Source organism: Campylobacter sp. TJR-1 (genome assembly GCF_032840035.1).
In the GTDB taxonomy this organism is placed as follows: domain Bacteria; phylum Campylobacterota; class Campylobacteria; order Campylobacterales; family Campylobacteraceae; genus Campylobacter; species Campylobacter fetus.
In genome coordinates, this window is record NZ_JAWIZX010000001.1 from 283,323 (window position 1) to 300,508 (window position 17,186).

Sequence of the window (17,186 nt, forward strand, 5' to 3'; positions counted from 1 at the left end):
TTCAATCTTCCTTTATCTTAGAATGAATATTGTATTTTTTTAAATTTGAAACTATATCCTGTGCTGCTTTTTTATCGTCCGTATTGAGATGTATAATAGCATCGTCACCCTTTTTTACTATGGTTAAATTTACTTTGAACTCATTAGCAACTCTAGTTATACAAAATACAGAGTAGAAATCACATCTATCTATAACAAGTTCAAAATATTTTTGTGACTGATCAAATTTAGCATTATCGTTTATTTCGATAAACATTAAATTTGTAGGTAAAATAGAGTCGTTCTTTGTAAAAGCGGCAATTTTTTCAAACCAATTTCCAGCCTCTTTATACGAATAACCTAAATCATTACTAATGTTTTGTACAGCGGTCGTATGAGGAGCTCCTACTTGAGAAAATTTCCAAAGAAGTGCTCCGCCGCTTAAAACGAGTAGTAAAAGTATAATAAATACTATAAAGAGACTATTCAATCTCATAGGTGAATTAAGCTAACTGCTCTTTTATAATATCGCCGAGCGTCATTTTATCATCATCATTTATTTCGTTTAAAACTTCTCGCTCTTTTTGTCTAGCAAGTCTTTTTACACTCAATCTAATTCTATTTTTCTTCTCATCTATGAAAGCTATCGCAGCCTCTATTTTATCACCGGCTTTTAGTGTAAGAGGATCAAGAGAACCGATATCTTCTTTTCTTATAAGAGCATCAACATTACCCTCAAGGCTAACAAAAATACCAAAATCTTTAATATCCCTTACAGTACCAGTTACGATATCTCCAACCGAATGAACTTTAGCATATTGCGTTACAGGGCTATCTTTTAAATCTTTTTGGCTAAGAGATATCTTTTGATTTTTATCATCTATTTTTATAATCTTAACATCTATTTCATCGCCTGTTTTTAGTATATCTTTACATTTATCATTTCTATCCCAAGATGAATCTTCATTATGCAATAGACCTTCAAGAGCTCCAACACGTACGAATGCTCCAAAATTTGTTAGAGTCGTAACAACACCTTTTACGATATCTCCTTCTTTAAATTTAGAACTAAACTCGTCAAACGGCTTTGGAAGTAAATTTTTAAGACTAACTCTAAGTCTTCTCTCATTTACATCAATTTCAATAACTTCAACATCTAACTCTTCATTTTCTTTTATAAAATCTTTTGGATTTTTTATATTTTTATCCCAAGAAATTTCACTAATATGCAAAAATCCTTCGATATCATTTCCTAAATCAACAAAAGCACCATAAGGCTCGATATTGCTAACTATAACTTTTATAGTGTCACCAACTTCAAGACCATTTTTTATCTCATCCCAAGGATCTGGAATAGCTGCTTTTATAGATAATGAAAGATGTTTTTTATCGTTATCGTATTTTATAATCTTAACGTCAACTTTATCACCCTCTTTATAAAGAGTGTTTGGATTTACCGGACCTTTGTAACTGATTTCGCTATAATGAACTAAACCATCTATACCGCCTACATCAACAAACATACCATAAGTTGTGATTTTTTTGATTGTACCTTCAATAATATCTGTATTATCAATGATATTTGCTATAGCTTCTTTGCGTTTTCTTCTATCTTCATCAAGTAATTTTTTACGAGATACAATGATGCTTTGATCATTTTTATCTACTTTTAAAACCTTAGCCTTAAATGTTTTATTCATAACTTGATTTGAATCTCTAAAGCCACTTTGTGATTTTGGCATAAAAAATTCAATGCCATCTTCGCTTATAGCTACGAAGCCGCCTTTGTTTTTAGAGATTATTTTAATATCATAAATATTCTCAGCATTTTCATCAAAATTGTCAATAAAAGTTTTTACTTTTTCTTTTCTAAGAGCTTTTTTATGAGAAACTATAGGTCTACCATTTCTTGAACCTGTTATAGCAACTTTGATTGTATCGCCTATATTATATAGCAAACTACCACTGTCATCCGTAATCTCAGATATATTCATCACACCTTCTGATTTTTTACGAACATCAACAAAAACCTCGTCATCTTTTATATTAACGATGACACCATCACAAATAGTACTTTCTTCAGCCTTTAAAGACTCCTCAAACATAGCGGCAAAATCTTCCTCAACATCAATTTTATCGCTCATGTCATTACGAACAATCTTGTTCACCTCAGCCATCTTGGTCCTTTTATCTATAGATTTTCCTTAGTGTCACTATTGACTACAAGTATCAGATTGTATCTCATTTTAGCTTTGAATTACATTAACTATATGAACCTTAGCTATCTTTATGAGTTAAATTTTCTAGTTTATTTATAACATTTTGTATCACCCATTCAGGGGTACTGGCCCCTGCGCTGATACCGCATAATTTTTTATTTTGAAACCACTTTAATTCAAGCTCATTTTCACTTTCTATAAGATAACTATCTGGACAGAGATTTTTTGATATTAAATACAGCTGTTTTGTATTTGATGAATTTTTTCCGCCTATGATTACCATCACATCGGCTCTACTTGAAAGTTCTCTTACGGCTTCTTGATTTTCTAATGTAGCATTGCAAATAGTATTAAAAACCCTTACTTCTTTTACTCTTTGCATTAAATAACTTACAATTTTAGTAAATTTTTCTATTTTCTTGGTAGTTTGAGATACTACTGCTATTTTTGATGGAAGCTTAACTGTTTCAAGCTCACTTTCATCTAAAATCACATAAACATTTTTACTAGAGTAACTCATCACACCTTTAACTTCTGGGTGATTTATATCTCCAAAAAATACTATCTCATATCCTTCGCTACTCATTTTTTCTACTATTTGTTGTGGTTTTGTAACAAATGGACAAGTTGCATCTATAATCTCTACGTCGCGCGATTTTAAATTTGCCAAACCTTCTTTTGTTATACCGTGAGTTCTTATAATAGCTTTTTTTTCATTTTTAAGCTCACTTATATCTTTTAATGTTTTAACATTAAAATTATTTTTTAGTCTATCAATCTCAAGGCTATTATGTATAAGCTCACCTATTGTAGATGCATTTTTTGAATTTTCGGCTATTTTTATGGCTCTTTTTACTCCGAAGCAAAATCCATAACTTTTAGCTAACTCAATCTTCAACTCTAGCTCCCAACTCTCTTAAAAAATAACTAAATTTAGGAAAAGACGTTGCTATAAACTCACTTTTTTCTATATTCATACCACATTTTAAACCTAAAATAGCAAAACTCATAGCTATCCTATGATCCCCATGACTATCTATGGTAGCACTGTTTGGTTTGCCGCCTTTAATGCTAAATCCATCTTCTAATTCAACTGCTTCTATACCGCACTTTTTTAATGCAGCTACGGTTATGGCTATCCTATCACACTCTTTTACACGCAGCTCTTTTGCATTTTTTAATGTGCTAACTCCATTGGCACATGCAAAAGCTATAGCAAGAGCGGGGGCTTCATCTATAAGCCAAGATATATTTTGATTTACATCTACGGATTTTAATTCTGAATACTGTACACAAATATCGCCTATATCTTCATATGTGCTACTAGTTTTTGTATATGTTATTTTGGCGCCCATTTTTTCTAGTACTTTGTACGCTTCTATGCGAGTTTTATTAAGCAAAATATTTTTTATAATTATCTTCGAGCCGGGGATTATAGCCGCTGCTACGGCGTAAAAAAAGCATGAGCTAGGATCATTAGGCACATCTAAAATAAGAGGTTTTAAATAAGCTCCCTTTAGAGGTTTAACTTCTATTTCAAGCCCGCTTTGAGATATTTGAGCTCCCATTCCTAAAAGCATTCTCTCACTATGATCTCTACTTAGTTCAGGCTCTTTAAATTTGCAACCAGCCGAGCAAAGCCCGGCTAAAATAAGAGCGGTTTTTACTTGAGCTGAAGCAACTGAACTATTGTATGCAAAATAATTAAGCTCTCCGCCCCTAATTGCTAATGGAGCTTTATTTGCGCAGTCTCTACCATCTATTTTTGCGCCTATTTGCATCAATGGAGAAGCTACTCTTTTCATCGGACGCTCATTTAAATATTTATCTCCGCTTAAGACAAAAAAGCCATCGCATCCCGCTAAAAGTCCCATAAAAATTCTCATAGCAGTACCCGAGTTGCCGCACTCCAAAATAGCATTTGGGGAAACAATCTTTTTTGGAGGAGTAATGAGATAAACTCCGTTTTTAAACTCCACTTTAGCACCGAGTTTCTCTATAATTTTCAATGAGTTCATAGTATCTTCGGCTTCTAAATAATTACTGATTTTGCTTACTTTATCACTAAGAAGTGAAAATATAGCACATCTATGGCTTATAGATTTATCGCTCGAAACCTTATTAAACTCAGCATCAAATGGATTATTTAACGCTTCTACTATCATCTTAAACCTATGCCCAGCTTATCGTTTAGAGCAGCTAAAATTTTATCTATTGTATCTGCTATTTCTTCATCTTCAAGCGTTTTCTGCATATCTTGAAACGTAAATTTAACACTTAAGCTAACTTTGTCAGCAAGAGTCTCATCGCTATACAAATCAACAGGTAAAAACTCTTTTAAAGTAAGTATATTTAAGTTTTCTATGCAATTTTTAATTTCGATATATGGTAGATCTTTAGGAACTATAAAACTTAAATCCCTACTTATACTTGGAAATTTAGAGTAATTTTTAGCCATTTTTGCACTAAATTTGATCTTATCAAAATCAAGTTCGCAAACATAGGTTTTAGGCAGATCTCTTTTTAACTCTAAGTTAAGATCTAATCTTCCTATATAGCCTATGTAATTGCCATTTTTATATATAGATGCTTGTTCGAATTCGCTTAAAAAAACTATATTTTTACCGTTTTTTAGCTCTATTTTTCCGATTATATCTTGAATCAAATTTGCAAAAGTAAAAAAGTCGATTTCGGCTGGTTTTGCACCATTTAAAAGAGTCGGCTCATTTATAAGACCGCTAGCTATAAATCCAAATTTAGAACCTTGAATACCTGTTTCATCAAATACATCTCCAAATTCAAAAAGCCTTACTGATCTTTTCGAATTTTTAACATTTCTTTCGCATGAATTTAAAAGATGATTTATCAAAGTAGGTTTTAAGACTGCTAATTCGTTATTTATAGGATTTAAGATTTCAGTGCGACTTGGTTTAAATCCAAGCGCCTCAAGCTCTTCGGCGTTATCAAATATATAATGTACGCATTCAAAAAATCCAGCCATAGCAGCTTTATGACGTAGATCTTTAGAGTGTTTATAGCTTTCAAATGTAGGATTTATTCTGTTTTTTTCACTAAATATCAACGGAGTTGAAGGTATATTATCGATACCTATTATCCTTACTATTTCTTCACAAATATCATGAGTATTGCGTATATCGTGGCGATAAAATGGCACTCTTGCATAAATTTGCTCTTGTTCAACATTAAAAGTTATATCAAAACCGAGCTTTTTAAGTATCTTAATAACATCATTTCTTGAAATTTCACTGCCTATCATATTGCAAATTTCAGGACAATTAAAACTCACTATGGTCTGCTCTTTTTCAAGTAAAATTTGCTGCGCTCCTGCATATGGAGCTATCTTTTTATTTTTAGAAAATAGATCAAAAAGAAGATCCATACCTATGCTGAGTTTTGGCTCGCTTCCTCTACTAGACCTATAAGTAGCATCGTCTTTTGGCTGCTTTTTATCGCCTCCTATGGCAGATGCTATCACATCTGGCTCGGTATAGCTTGCTTCGATTATTATTACTCTTGAGCATTCATCAAGTCTAGCTTCGTCCGTTTGCCAAATTCCGGCTTGACCAAGACACTTTCCGTCGGAATAAACGCCGTAAGATCCGTTTGCTTCTATCTTTATATCAATATTTATCTTATCTTCATCATCTTTTGCTATCTTATGATAATCATAAACTCTAAATAAAACTCCAGTCGCATGAGTAACATACTCTAAAACTTTTTGTATAGAATTTGTTTTAGAACAATCTATTAAAGCCAATCTGAGATCTGTTTTTAAGCTAATTTCAAAATTATTTTTAAGCTCAATAGCCCTATATAAAAATGAGCCGTTGATCTTCTCGTCGCAATGTATGCTAAGTATTCTACCTATACCAAGAAGTTTCTCCTCTTCTTCTCTAGGAGTTCTATCTCTCATAGGAATATCCAAAGCAACGCTAAGGTCTCTTGCTACACCGTTTATACTAAGACAATCCCCTCTATTTGGCGTAAGATCAATCTCTATAATATCATCGTTAAATATAGGATACTCTCTAAGCTCTTTACCTAATATAAGCTCGCCGATACTATCATCAAGAATTATTATGCCATCATTTATCTTAGCTAGTCCAAGCTCGCTACTAGAACACAGCATTCCAAAACTTGCTACTCCTCTTAATTTTGCAGATTTTATCTCAAGTCCATTAGGCATGATAGCTCCCACTAAAGCGCAAGCTACAAACTGTCCTGAAGCTACATTTTTTGCTCCACAAACTATCTGAAGCACTTCAGTACCGACATCTACTTCGCAAACATGCAAATGGTCGCTATTTTCATGTTCAACGCAAGTTCTAACTTGTCCTACAACCACTTTTTTAGGAGCAGCAATACTTTTTAAACTATCAACTTCTAAGCCTATAGAATTTAATTTATCACATATTGTTTCTGTGCTGATATGGGAAACATCGACCCACTCATTTAGCCAATTTTTACTTATTATCATTTAAACTGCTCCAAAAGTCTGATATCACACTCAAATAGGCTTCTTAAATCTGGAATTTGATGAAGCAACATAGCAAATCTCTCTACTCCAAGACCAAACGCATAGCCGCTTACATTTTTATATCCTACGGCTTTAAATACATTTGGATCTACAACGCCACTTCCTAATACCTCAAGCCAGCCAGTCTGCTTGCATACTCTACAGCCTTTACTTCCACAAAATATACAGCTAATATCAGCCTCTGTGCTAGGTTCTGTAAATGGAAAAAAGCTAGGTCTAAATCTAACTTTTACCTCTCCAAACATATATCTTAAAAAATCTTCTAAAATATATTTTAAATTTGAAAAGCTGACACTCCCTTCATCTTCTACAACAAGTCCTTCTACTTGGTGAAACATAGGAGTATGAGTTAGATCTAAATCGCGTCTAAAAACAGCTCCCGGAGCTATCATACGAATAGGCGGTTTATTATTCAACATGGTTCTTACTTGAACAGGACTTGTGTGAGTGCGAAGAAGTCTAAAATCTTTTAAATAAAACGTATCTTGCATATCTCTTGCTGGGTGGTATTTTGGGAGATTTAAAGCTTCAAAATTATGAAAATCATCCTCGATGAGAGGTCCGCTTTCTATGCTAAAATTCTGCGCTACAAAATACTCAATTATCCTATCCATCGTATCCATAACAGGATGAAGTGCACCGGTATTTAACGGCTCGTTAAAAAGCGTGATATCTACAGCGCTAGCTCGCATTTTAGCTTTTATAAATTCTTTTTCAAGAATAGATTTTTTATCATTTATATGAACGGTTAAAGTATCTCTTTTGATATTTAAATTCTCGGCAAAAGCTTTTTTTTCATCAGAAGGAATATCTTTTAACTTTGCAAATTCGTTCGTTATAATGCCTTTTTTTCCGAAAAGTTCAACTCTTATTTTTTCAAGTTCGTCAAGGCTCAAAGCTTGATCTATCTTATCAATTATCTCTTGCAAATTACCTACCTTGTCTAAAATTTCGCTATCATTGTACCCTAAAATTGATTAAATTATCTATAAAAGCATCTATAAATTAACAAATAATTAGATATAATTGTGCTTAAATTTAAATTAGGAGATAGCAATGCCTTGCATTTTTGAAAAAATAGTAGCCGGTGAAATACCATCAAATAAAGTACTTGAAAATGATAAATTTCTCGCATTCCACGATATAAATCCTAAAGCGCCTGTACATATACTTATCATACCAAAGAAGCACTATGAAAATTTTCAAGTAATGGATCCTAGCCTTATGGAGGAAATGACGAAATTTATTCAAGAAGTTGCAGCTACTATCGGTGTAGATAAGACAGGTTATAGACTAGTTACAAACTGTGGTGAAAATGGAGGACAAGAAGTTATGCACTTGCATTTTCATCTACTAGGCGGAACTATATTAAAATGGACGGATAGTCACTCAAACGATCCAAAAGATAGTTTTTGATATAAGAGCCATAAGGCTCTTAATACTACATAAAAACAGGAATCGGAGTATTTTGCAAGAAGTACTTAGTTGTTCCGCCAAGATACATCTCTTTCAATCCATTTTCACCATAACTGCTTGCTATAACCATATCGAATTTGCCATTTAAAGCATTTTGAAGAAGTGCTTCTCCTGGAACCGATGTAGTTTTTACGACTTCAAAAGTAGCGTTGATGCCATGAAAAGATAGATATTCTAAAATATCTTTTTCTATGGTTTGTTCATTTTGAAAATACTTATTTGTAACTATAATATGTACTTTTTTTGAATTTTTTAGTAAAAACATAGACTGAGTTATAGCTCTTGATATACTAGAAGTCCCATTCCAACCAATTAAAATATTATCTGCTTTAAACTCTGTTAAAGTTCTTGGGATTACTATCGCATTTTTTCCACTTTTTATAACAGCAGAATCAAAAGTAGCAGTAGGTTCCCCTTCTGGCGGACAAGCAGCGACTATCATATCGCAAAACTTCGCTTCATACTCTACAACTTTGCTTCTAACGCCTTCTTTAGTATGGAACTCGGCAGTTGGTACGCCTGCTACAGGTTTATCACTGATAGTTATACCTAATTTATCGCAAAGAGAACTAAATATCTCATAATTTCTCTTCTTCTCATCATCTAATTCCGAAATTACGGTATCTTTAAAAGTGCTAAATATATTTCCTCTATTTAAAGCCATTTCAAGATTGCACACTAGACTAAAATCCATCTGAGAAGCAAGAAAGCTTATGTGTGTTTTTAAAGCTTTACTAACTAGCAAAGCACCGTATAATCTATCTTCAAAATTATCTCCGCCGCCTATAGGGAAGAACAGTTTTTTAATCTCCATGATAAACCTCCGTTATTAAATTTAATTAAGATCCAATGATATTTTTCCGCCTTTAATATCTGAAACTTTTACCTTTATCGTATCACCTTCTTTTAAAGGTGAAACTATTTTTGAAATATGTAAAAGCCCGTCAACTCCATCTCTTAAAGATATAAATGCACCAAAAGCAGCCATTTTTTTAATTTCGCCTTCAAACTCATCACCTATGTTAAAAGGAGTTACGTTTTTATACTCTCTTTTGTTCCTAAAACCGCCGCTTCTCTGCTCTTTTTGCGTAATTTGTATAATATAATCTTTAGCAGCTTCTACCTTTTGTCTCTCTCCCCCGGCTATCTTTACTTCGCCTTTATCTCTGTCAAGATCTATGCTAACTTCAAATTTTTCTATAATCTCTTTTATGGTTTTTCCAGCCTGTCCTATTATATCAACTATTTTACTAGGATCTACGCTAAATAACTCTAACTTTGGTAAAACATCCTCATTCACGACTATTTCTTCATCTGCTTTAACCATTAAATTTAAAATATGATCTCTAGCTTCTTTTGCTTGGTATAGCGCTTCTTTTAATACATCTAAACTAATTCCGCCTAATTTGATATCCATCTGAAGAGCGGTGATGCCGTCTTTTGAGCCTGCGACCTTGAAGTCCATATCTCCATCGTGGTCTTCAAGCCCCATTATATCTGTTAAAACAGCGTGCTCATCACCTTCAAATACAAGCCCCATCGCTACTCCGGCTACAAGCTTGATCGTTTCGACTCCTGCTGCTCTAAGTGACAAAGAGCCGCCACATACACTAGCCATAGAACTTGAACCGTTACTTTCTAAAATTTCGCTAACAACTCTTAACGAGTACGGACTATTTAAATCTATACTTGGATAAAGAGCTCTTTTTGCTAAATTTCCATGTCCTAACTCGCGTCGTCCAGGAGCCTTTAAAGGACTTGCCTCACCTACGCTAAATCCAGGAAAATTATAATTAAACATAAATTTATCGGCAACTGCATTTTTTTCTGTCAAGTACTCACTCATTTGAGCATCATTATCGGTACCTAAAGTAGTTACAACAAGAGCTTGAGTTTGACCGCGGGTAAATAGACAACTTCCATGTGCATTTGGCAAAATATTCGTCTCTATACTGATCGGCCTAACATCTTTTAGACCTCTTCCGTCGGCTCTTTTTTTATCTTTTATAATACCTGTTCTAACTAACTTTTTCTTATATTTTCCAAGTATATTCGAGATAAGAGCTTCATCCCAGCCCTCTTTTTGAGCAACTTCACTAAGAGCTATTTGTTTAGCTATTTTAGAAAGCTCACTCGCTCTTTCGCTTTTAGCCATTTGATTTATAGCCGCTTTTACATCTTCTTTGTAAAATTCATTTATATATATCGCAACATTTTCATTTTCTATCTCTGGCTTGTACTCTAAATTTGCAGTCTCTTTTTTGTAGTTACGAAACGCCTCTTCATATGCGTTGCTTCCTTTTAATATAGCTTCTGTAGCTAATTTTATAGCATCTATCATAAGATCTTCACTAAATTCATTCATTTTTTGTCTTGAAACGAAACCTTCATTTAAACTAGGATCCATCATAGGATCTATAGCGATGACTGGTACAATTTCATTTTGTTCATTGGGTAAACTTCTCATTTCTATCATAAGAAGTTCATCTTTTACGCCTGCCACGTAAAGATCAAGAGCAGAGTTTTTTAGCTCTGAATTGCTTGGATTTATAACAAATTTACCGTTTATATGCCCTACCCTAACACCGCAAACCGGACTGTTAACCGGAATATCACTAAGATATAAAGCTACACTCGCAGCATTTAGCGACACTACTTGCAAATCCACTTCTGGATCGCTACTTAAAACCATTACGACAATCTGAGTCGGATATGCATAGCCTTTAGGGAATAAAGGTCTTAAACTTCTATCTATAATACGGCTTGTTAATGTCTCAAAATCTCCTGGTTTAGTCTCTCTTTTGACATATCCTCCTGGTATTCTACCAGCGGCGTATTGTTTTTCTATATACTGCACGGTAAGAGGTAAAAAATCCTCTTCTACTTGAGCATCTTCTCTAGCAACCGCGGCTAATACAACTGTATTCTTTACACGCATTAACACTGCGCCGGCTGCTTGTTTGGCAACCTTATTAAGATCAAAAATTTCAATTTGATTATTTACTTCTATTGAACACTGCATAAAAACTCCTTATTTTTGTAATGGTAAGTAATACGGACTATCTTCTAAAATAGACATAATGGCTTCTGATGAGGGGGATATTTTATCTTTATAATAAAAATCCACGTCAACAAAATTCGCTATCTTTTTAACACAAAATATACTATCGACTAAGGTATTTAGATATGGCACTATATTCAAAGGCATAAGAGGTGTAGCATAAACAATGGATCTAGCTTCTAAATTTATAAGAGTTTTTATACATACCAAAGCCGTAGCACCTGTCTGGCAACCCTCATCTATGAGCAAAATATTCTTTCCTTTTAAATCACCTAACAACTTTCCTTTTCTATATCTATACACATTTTTTAATATTTTTTCTTCATATTTTCTATGAGCCTCTCCATATATAAAATCCAAAGATATATTAAAAGCTTTTATAAGCTCATCATTTACGACTATCTCTTCAGTTTCGCTCACCATTCCTATCTCGCATTCTGGATTATTTGGTGCTAAAATTTGTTCACTAAAAAGTAGCTCATAACTCAACTGCAAAGATGAAGCTACTTTATCTGTCAATACAACAGAATCTAAAGATGATCCAACAACAACGAAATCATTGTCTATAAGCTCGTTTTTTGGCAGTATATCAAGTAGCTTTTCAGCGGCGTCAAGCTCATTTTCAAATTTAAGATCATCTGGACTTATCACTGTTTCGCCTCATTATTTTGCTCTATAGAAAAGTCATATCCAACCCCGCCTAATGGATAAAAACTAAAATACAGATAGAACCCTTGACTTTTTTTGGATTCTAAACCGGCGCTGGTATTTTTCGGTTCTATATCTTCTTGATATACAAGACTATAATCCCAGCATTTTCTTTTGTAATTGATACCGGTTCTCCACATCTTCGTATAACTTCTTTGAACGTCATAGTCAAAACCCGCAAAAAACCTATAATTTCTAGGTAAATTTATACTCAAAGACGAACTCAAATAACTCTCTTTATCATAAATTAATTTATTGTCGCTATTTTTATCGTATGTATGCCACAAAGCGACGTTAAAACGTGAATTCGCGTAGCTAGTTCCGCTTTGAATTTTCGCCAAACTATTATCTATGTGTGAATACTCAATCTTATTTGCAAAATTAAAATTACCAAAATATAAATTCAGCCTATTTTCTAAATTTTCAAAATCACTGTCGTCTATATTAAATCCTTGTTTTATACTATGTCTTAAAAATTTCTGTCCATCAGAGCCATAAAAAAACTGTACAAAATCAGCAGTAGTGCTTTCTTTGCTATATTTTTTGTCAAGTCCGCTCACAAAATTTTCTTCAAATAAATTTGAATCGGTTAATTTTATATTATTACCACTTTGATCTATCATATAGTATTTTAGTAAATTATTTTCTATATTTCCATTAGAATAACCGGGTTTTATATAATCAAGTTTTAAATTTATGGTATGATAGAAGTTGTTATAAGCTTTTGCTAAATCTGTTTCTATAAGAAATTTATGGTAATGGTTTATGTAGTCATTAAAATTATCATCTATAAACTCACCATTTGCATAAAGTCTATTATTTTTATATGCTATATGAGTCGCATATATATTTTCCGTTATTGAAAAGTTTGCGTAATCATCTAAAATATTAAAATTTAAACCGACTGGAAAATCTATCTCGTATTGAGATGCTCTAGTTCCAATACTTCTTGTATAATTATGATATTTAGCATCAAATGAATATATTAAATTCGGCACTATAAAAGTTGATGTGAAACTGTGATACTGTAACTTTGGAAGCTCTTGAAGAGTATCGTCGTTTCCGTATTTCGAACTGATTTTTGCAGTGTCTATATAGTATTTTGCATAAGCACCAAAATAATTTTCGTCGGTAGTTATAAAATAATTTAATTTAGACTGCACAAGCGAATCATAATCTCCATTTTTTTTACCGCGTAAATTAAGATAATCTATATCATTTAACTTTGTATATCTAAGCCATAAACCTTCAGTAAAATCACCGTCTATTAGATATTTTACCAATCTATCTCTATCATATTGAACTTCAAAACCCGTATGATTTGTATTTTTTAAATTCTCTTTTTCTTTATAACTATTTTTTTCATTGAATATACCGCTTCTGATAAGTCCACCAGAATAAGGCGAATCTGCAAATCTAAATGTAGAGTAAATACCGCTTCCTCTATTTGTTCTTATTTGCGGATCAAACTCCAAGTCCCACTCGTCGGCTATAGCTATATAAAACGGTTGTAAGTACATAACTCCGTTACTCTTGCTGTATGCTATTTGAGGCGACAAAAAGCCTGTTCTTCTAGTTTTATCGGTAGAAAATCCAAAATACGGCATATAAAAAACAGGCGTATCTTTTATATAAAAAACAGGATTATAAAGATGCATAAATTTGCTCTGTTTATCTAACTCACCGCTGCTAAAATTTATATGCCAATCTGGATCTTGAACATTGCAACTAGATACGATAGATTTAGAAGCAAAATACGTCTCTTCAGTACTACAGCTTTCATCGCTTTGTATCCAGATCTCTTTATTTTTATCCATAGCAAAACTACCGTCAAAATTCAAATCATTTGTTTTTAAATTTATCATCACATAGTTTGAACTCGATGTTTCGCTATCGCCTCTTAACATATTTACATTTCCAAAAAGCTCTACAATTTCACTTTTTTGATCATATATAGCTCTATCAGCAGTAACCAAATAATTTTGAGAATATAAAAGAACGTTGCCGTTTGCATTAACTATGTTTCCGTTTTTTTCAACACTATCAGCCAAAAATTCAATATTTTCCACTCGTGCAAACAAAAAAGAAACAAACAAAAAAGATAAAAGTATTTTCTTAATAAGCATTACAAACCACTGTTTTAGCCAACTTATCGTGCCAAGTTTGTCTAGCTTGATTGCTAAGAGCCCACACAAATCCTAAATAAAACAGCCATTCGCTAAGCACTCTTACAACAGCTCTTAAAAAACTAGCCTGCAAACTAGGCTTAGATAGCATAACAGTATCTATGCATATGATTTTAAAGATCATTTTTCCGGGGGTCGCACCATAGTACCAGATGAAAAACGTCTGATAAATAACTCTTAAAAGTGCAATCTGAAAAACCATATTTGATATCATAAGCATGAGAGCCTCTATATCATCTGAAGCTTTAGCTAACGCGTTATAGTACGCTAACATGAACAACAAACTTATCAGAATTTCATCTACGCAGTAAGCCCAAAGTCTTTTATTTATGCTTGCTACTTCTATATTTTCTCTATCTAATTTATCTAATAAATTTTCACTCATTTAAGTGCCTGATACGCTATATCTTTGCGGTATTGCATACCGTCAAATTTAATATTCTTTACAAGTTCATAAGCTTTTTTATGAGCCTCTTTTATATCTTGCCCTACTGCTACAGCGACTAAAACCCTGCCGCCATCAGCGTAAAGTTCATCACCATTACTACTTACTCCGGCGTAATCTATATGGGTACCGTCTGGAACATGTTCTACTATGATTTTAGACTTTTGGCTTGAACTATACGGATAATTTTTACTAGCTAGCACAACTGCTATAGCGACACTATTTTTTAGGCTTATGTTTGTTAATTTTTTTGTTGCGGCGTCTAGTAGAATTTGGCTTAAATTCCCATCTATCAAAGGCATAAGAACCTCGCATTCGGGATCACCGAATCTTACGTTAAACTCAAGAACATAAGGAGTATTATTTACTATCATAAGTCCTACAAATAAAACTCCGCAAAACGGTGCCCCTTCTTCTTGCATACCTTTTAAAGTCGTATGCACTATCTCATCTTCAACACGTTTTATAAGCTTAGCGTCTGCAAGAGGACTTGGCGCATAAGCTCCCATTCCTCCCGTATTTGGACCTTTGTCATTATCTAAAAGACGTTTGTGATCCTGCGCTACTGGTAAAGATACGAAATTTTCGCCATCACAAATAGCAAAAAACGAGAGCTCAAAACCATCCAAAAACTCTTCTACGATAATGCGTTTGCCGGCATCTCCAAAGCTTTCTCCGCTAAGCATATCTAGTACGGCTTTTTTAGCTTCTTCGTGATTTTTAGCTATTATAACGCCTTTCCCTGCGCATAATCCATCGGCTTTTACAACTACCGTGCTGCTTAAGCTATCTATAAATTTAGAAGCTTCGTCATAACTATCTGTATTAATAAATTTAGCAGTTCTTATACAGTTTTTAGCCAAAAACTCTTTCATATACGCTTTAGAGCTTTCAAGCATTGCTGCTGCTTTGCTAGGACCAAAGATATTTAAACCGTTTTGTCTAAATATATCAACAACTCCTGCGCTTAAAGCATTTTCAGGTCCGACTATAGTTAAATCTATATTATTTGATTTAGCAAATTGTGCCAACTCATGAAAATCTTTTGTGATTATATTTTGACCGATTTTAGTTGTTGCGCCGTTTCCGGGGCTAAAGTATATATTTTTAACATTTTCATCTTGTTTTAATCTAAGCGCTATGGCGTATTCTCTGCCACCGCTTCCTATAATTAAAATATTCATATTTTTCCTAGAGTTTAAATAAAAACCCAAATGGCCGTTACGCAGTAGAATCGGCCCTAATAAAAAGCCAACCTTGCAGATAGACTCAAACTTTAGGTCGCAATCTCTCGCTAAAAATGGCTACAAACGAGATCGCATCACACCATTTGCGTACTTTTCCGCCCATACTAATGTGTTGGACCCTCATAAAAACGCTATCGAACCATCCAGGTTATAAAATTATATAAAAGTTTAGCTTAAAAATCAAAGAATATTTTTATATTTTGTAACTTTTTGCAATATTTACACATTCGCTTATCTGCTGAGTAGGGCTTATAATTGCTTCAGTAACGAAGTCTAACGCTTTAGCCGTAGTTTTACCAATCGCAATAGCTTTATAGCTATCATTCCAGCTAAAATTACTCAAAAATCCTTCTACATTTTTTGGACTTGTGAAAATAATGATAGATCCGTCTTCAGGTTTTTTTAAATTTAACTTTAAAAGTCTATTTTCATAAGCTATCAAAGTGTTTATATCCACGCCGTTACTTTGCAAAAAACTACTCAAACCAGAAACAGTATCTTTTGCGCTTATATAAAGTACTTTTTTGCCTCTTAAACAAGGGTAAATCTCTTTGGCAAATTCGTTTCCGTGAGCATTAAAACCTTCAAAAATCCTCTTAAAACCAAACTCTTTACAAGCTTGCGCAGTTGAATTGCTTATGGCAAATATATCTAAATTTTCACATTTTATATTATTAAATTTAAGTGCATTTACACCGTTTTTACTGGTAAAAACAGCCGCGTCAAAATCATTTAAATTTAAATTAAATTTATAAAATACTACCTCGCATACTTTTAAATTTATCACCTCATCAAGATTATATGGCGTATTTGACACTAAATATATCATAATTTTACTCCAGATACTTTAATATAATTTTCCATTCATCTACAAGTTTTTCTAAACTAAACTTAGCATTTGCGGGGCTAGTGGAAGGAAGTTTTATCACTTCAAAATTATAAAATTTTTTGTAAATCGCATAAGACGTATTTCCGTTTGCAAAAACAGCCTTTATATCTGCATTTTCAAAAATTAGATCCAAATTTGCCGGCTTAACGCTCGATATAGAATTATCCGATGAGCCTTTTACCGAACAGCTATAAGCTGCGTCGTGAATCGCCACTTGATGTTTAAGCAAAAAGTCTATTTTATCTTGAACGTTTCGTAAATGTTCAGAACCAAAAAGCGCGATTAAAACCTTCCAAAATCTATTTTGCGAATGAGCGTAATAAAAGCCCATTTCCCGAGACTTTACCGATGGAAATGAGCCTAAAATGAGTATTTTTGATCTGCTATCAAAAACCGGTTTAAATGGGTGAGTCGGCAT

At 33.3% G+C, this 17,186-nt stretch carries 15 protein-coding genes; 1 reads left to right on the plus strand and 14 read right to left on the minus strand.

Annotated features, from left to right (window positions below; translation table 11 throughout):
- Position 1: 1 nt before the first annotated feature.
- From RVY88_RS01490 to pheS, 6 genes are all read right to left on the minus strand, one after another.
- Positions 2-475: a hypothetical protein gene (locus RVY88_RS01490; RefSeq protein WP_002850020.1), complete on the minus strand. Its 474-nt coding sequence runs from the start codon at positions 473-475 to the stop codon at positions 2-4.
- 7 nt (positions 476-482) lie between these two features.
- Complete coding sequence (locus tag RVY88_RS01495; protein WP_162167351.1) at positions 483-2,156, minus strand: 30S ribosomal protein S1; 1,674 nt, start codon at positions 2,154-2,156, stop codon at positions 483-485.
- A gap of 100 nt (positions 2,157-2,256) precedes the next feature.
- Positions 2,257-3,096: a 4-hydroxy-3-methylbut-2-enyl diphosphate reductase gene (locus tag RVY88_RS01500; RefSeq protein WP_002850022.1), complete on the minus strand. Its 840-nt coding sequence runs from the start codon at positions 3,094-3,096 to the stop codon at positions 2,257-2,259.
- Positions 3,086-4,363, minus strand: coding sequence for a 3-phosphoshikimate 1-carboxyvinyltransferase (gene aroA, locus RVY88_RS01505; protein WP_002850025.1), 1,278 nt, complete (start codon positions 4,361-4,363; stop codon positions 3,086-3,088). Before aroA ends, RVY88_RS01500 begins: the two co-directional genes overlap by 11 nt.
- Positions 4,360-6,696, minus strand: a complete 2,337-nt coding sequence (gene pheT, locus RVY88_RS01510) for a phenylalanine--tRNA ligase subunit beta (protein ID WP_162167350.1) — start codon at positions 6,694-6,696, stop codon at positions 4,360-4,362. The genes aroA and pheT overlap by 4 nt, the downstream gene beginning before the upstream one ends.
- Complete coding sequence (gene pheS / locus RVY88_RS01515; RefSeq protein ID WP_162167349.1) at positions 6,693-7,685, minus strand: phenylalanine--tRNA ligase subunit alpha; 993 nt, start codon at positions 7,683-7,685, stop codon at positions 6,693-6,695. Before pheS ends, pheT begins: the two co-directional genes overlap by 4 nt.
- 127 nt (positions 7,686-7,812) lie before the next feature.
- On the opposite strand from pheS, the gene RVY88_RS01520 reads away from it, so the two are divergent.
- Positions 7,813-8,172 carry a histidine triad nucleotide-binding protein gene (locus tag RVY88_RS01520; protein ID WP_002850031.1) on the plus strand — a complete coding sequence of 120 codons (360 nt, stop codon included), beginning with the start codon at positions 7,813-7,815 and terminating at the stop codon, positions 8,170-8,172.
- A gap of 25 nt (positions 8,173-8,197) precedes the next feature.
- On the opposite strand, the gene RVY88_RS01525 is transcribed toward RVY88_RS01520, so the two are convergent.
- From RVY88_RS01525 to RVY88_RS01560, 8 genes are all read right to left on the minus strand, one after another.
- On the minus strand, positions 8,198-9,046 hold the full coding sequence (locus tag RVY88_RS01525; RefSeq protein WP_002850032.1) for a universal stress protein: 849 nt from the start codon (positions 9,044-9,046) through the stop codon (positions 8,198-8,200).
- 21 nt (positions 9,047-9,067) lie between these two features.
- Complete coding sequence (locus RVY88_RS01530; RefSeq protein ID WP_002850035.1) at positions 9,068-11,254, minus strand: polyribonucleotide nucleotidyltransferase; 2,187 nt, start codon at positions 11,252-11,254, stop codon at positions 9,068-9,070.
- Between the two features lie 9 nt (positions 11,255-11,263).
- The gene (locus RVY88_RS01535) at positions 11,264-11,944 is read right to left on the minus strand and encodes a phosphoribosyltransferase family protein (RefSeq protein ID WP_002850043.1); all 681 of its coding nucleotides are present in this window, start codon (positions 11,942-11,944) and stop codon (positions 11,264-11,266) included.
- Positions 11,941-14,127, minus strand: a complete 2,187-nt coding sequence (locus RVY88_RS01540; protein WP_410494514.1) for an LPS-assembly protein LptD — start codon at positions 14,125-14,127, stop codon at positions 11,941-11,943. The genes RVY88_RS01535 and RVY88_RS01540 overlap by 4 nt, the downstream gene beginning before the upstream one ends.
- A complete protein-coding gene (locus RVY88_RS01545; RefSeq protein ID WP_038453867.1) occupies positions 14,117-14,572 on the minus strand; it encodes an RDD family protein in 456 nt (151 codons plus the stop codon). Before RVY88_RS01545 ends, RVY88_RS01540 begins: the two co-directional genes overlap by 11 nt.
- Complete coding sequence (gene purD / locus RVY88_RS01550; RefSeq protein WP_162167347.1) at positions 14,569-15,816, minus strand: phosphoribosylamine--glycine ligase; 1,248 nt, start codon at positions 15,814-15,816, stop codon at positions 14,569-14,571. The genes RVY88_RS01545 and purD overlap by 4 nt, the downstream gene beginning before the upstream one ends.
- A gap of 256 nt (positions 15,817-16,072) precedes the next feature.
- Positions 16,073-16,708, minus strand: a complete 636-nt coding sequence (locus RVY88_RS01555; protein WP_002850051.1) for a uroporphyrinogen-III synthase — start codon at positions 16,706-16,708, stop codon at positions 16,073-16,075.
- Positions 16,709-16,712: 4 nt separating this feature from the next.
- Entirely contained in the window at positions 16,713-17,186 is a 474-nt protein-coding gene (locus RVY88_RS01560) for a DNA-deoxyinosine glycosylase (protein WP_162167365.1), read from the minus strand.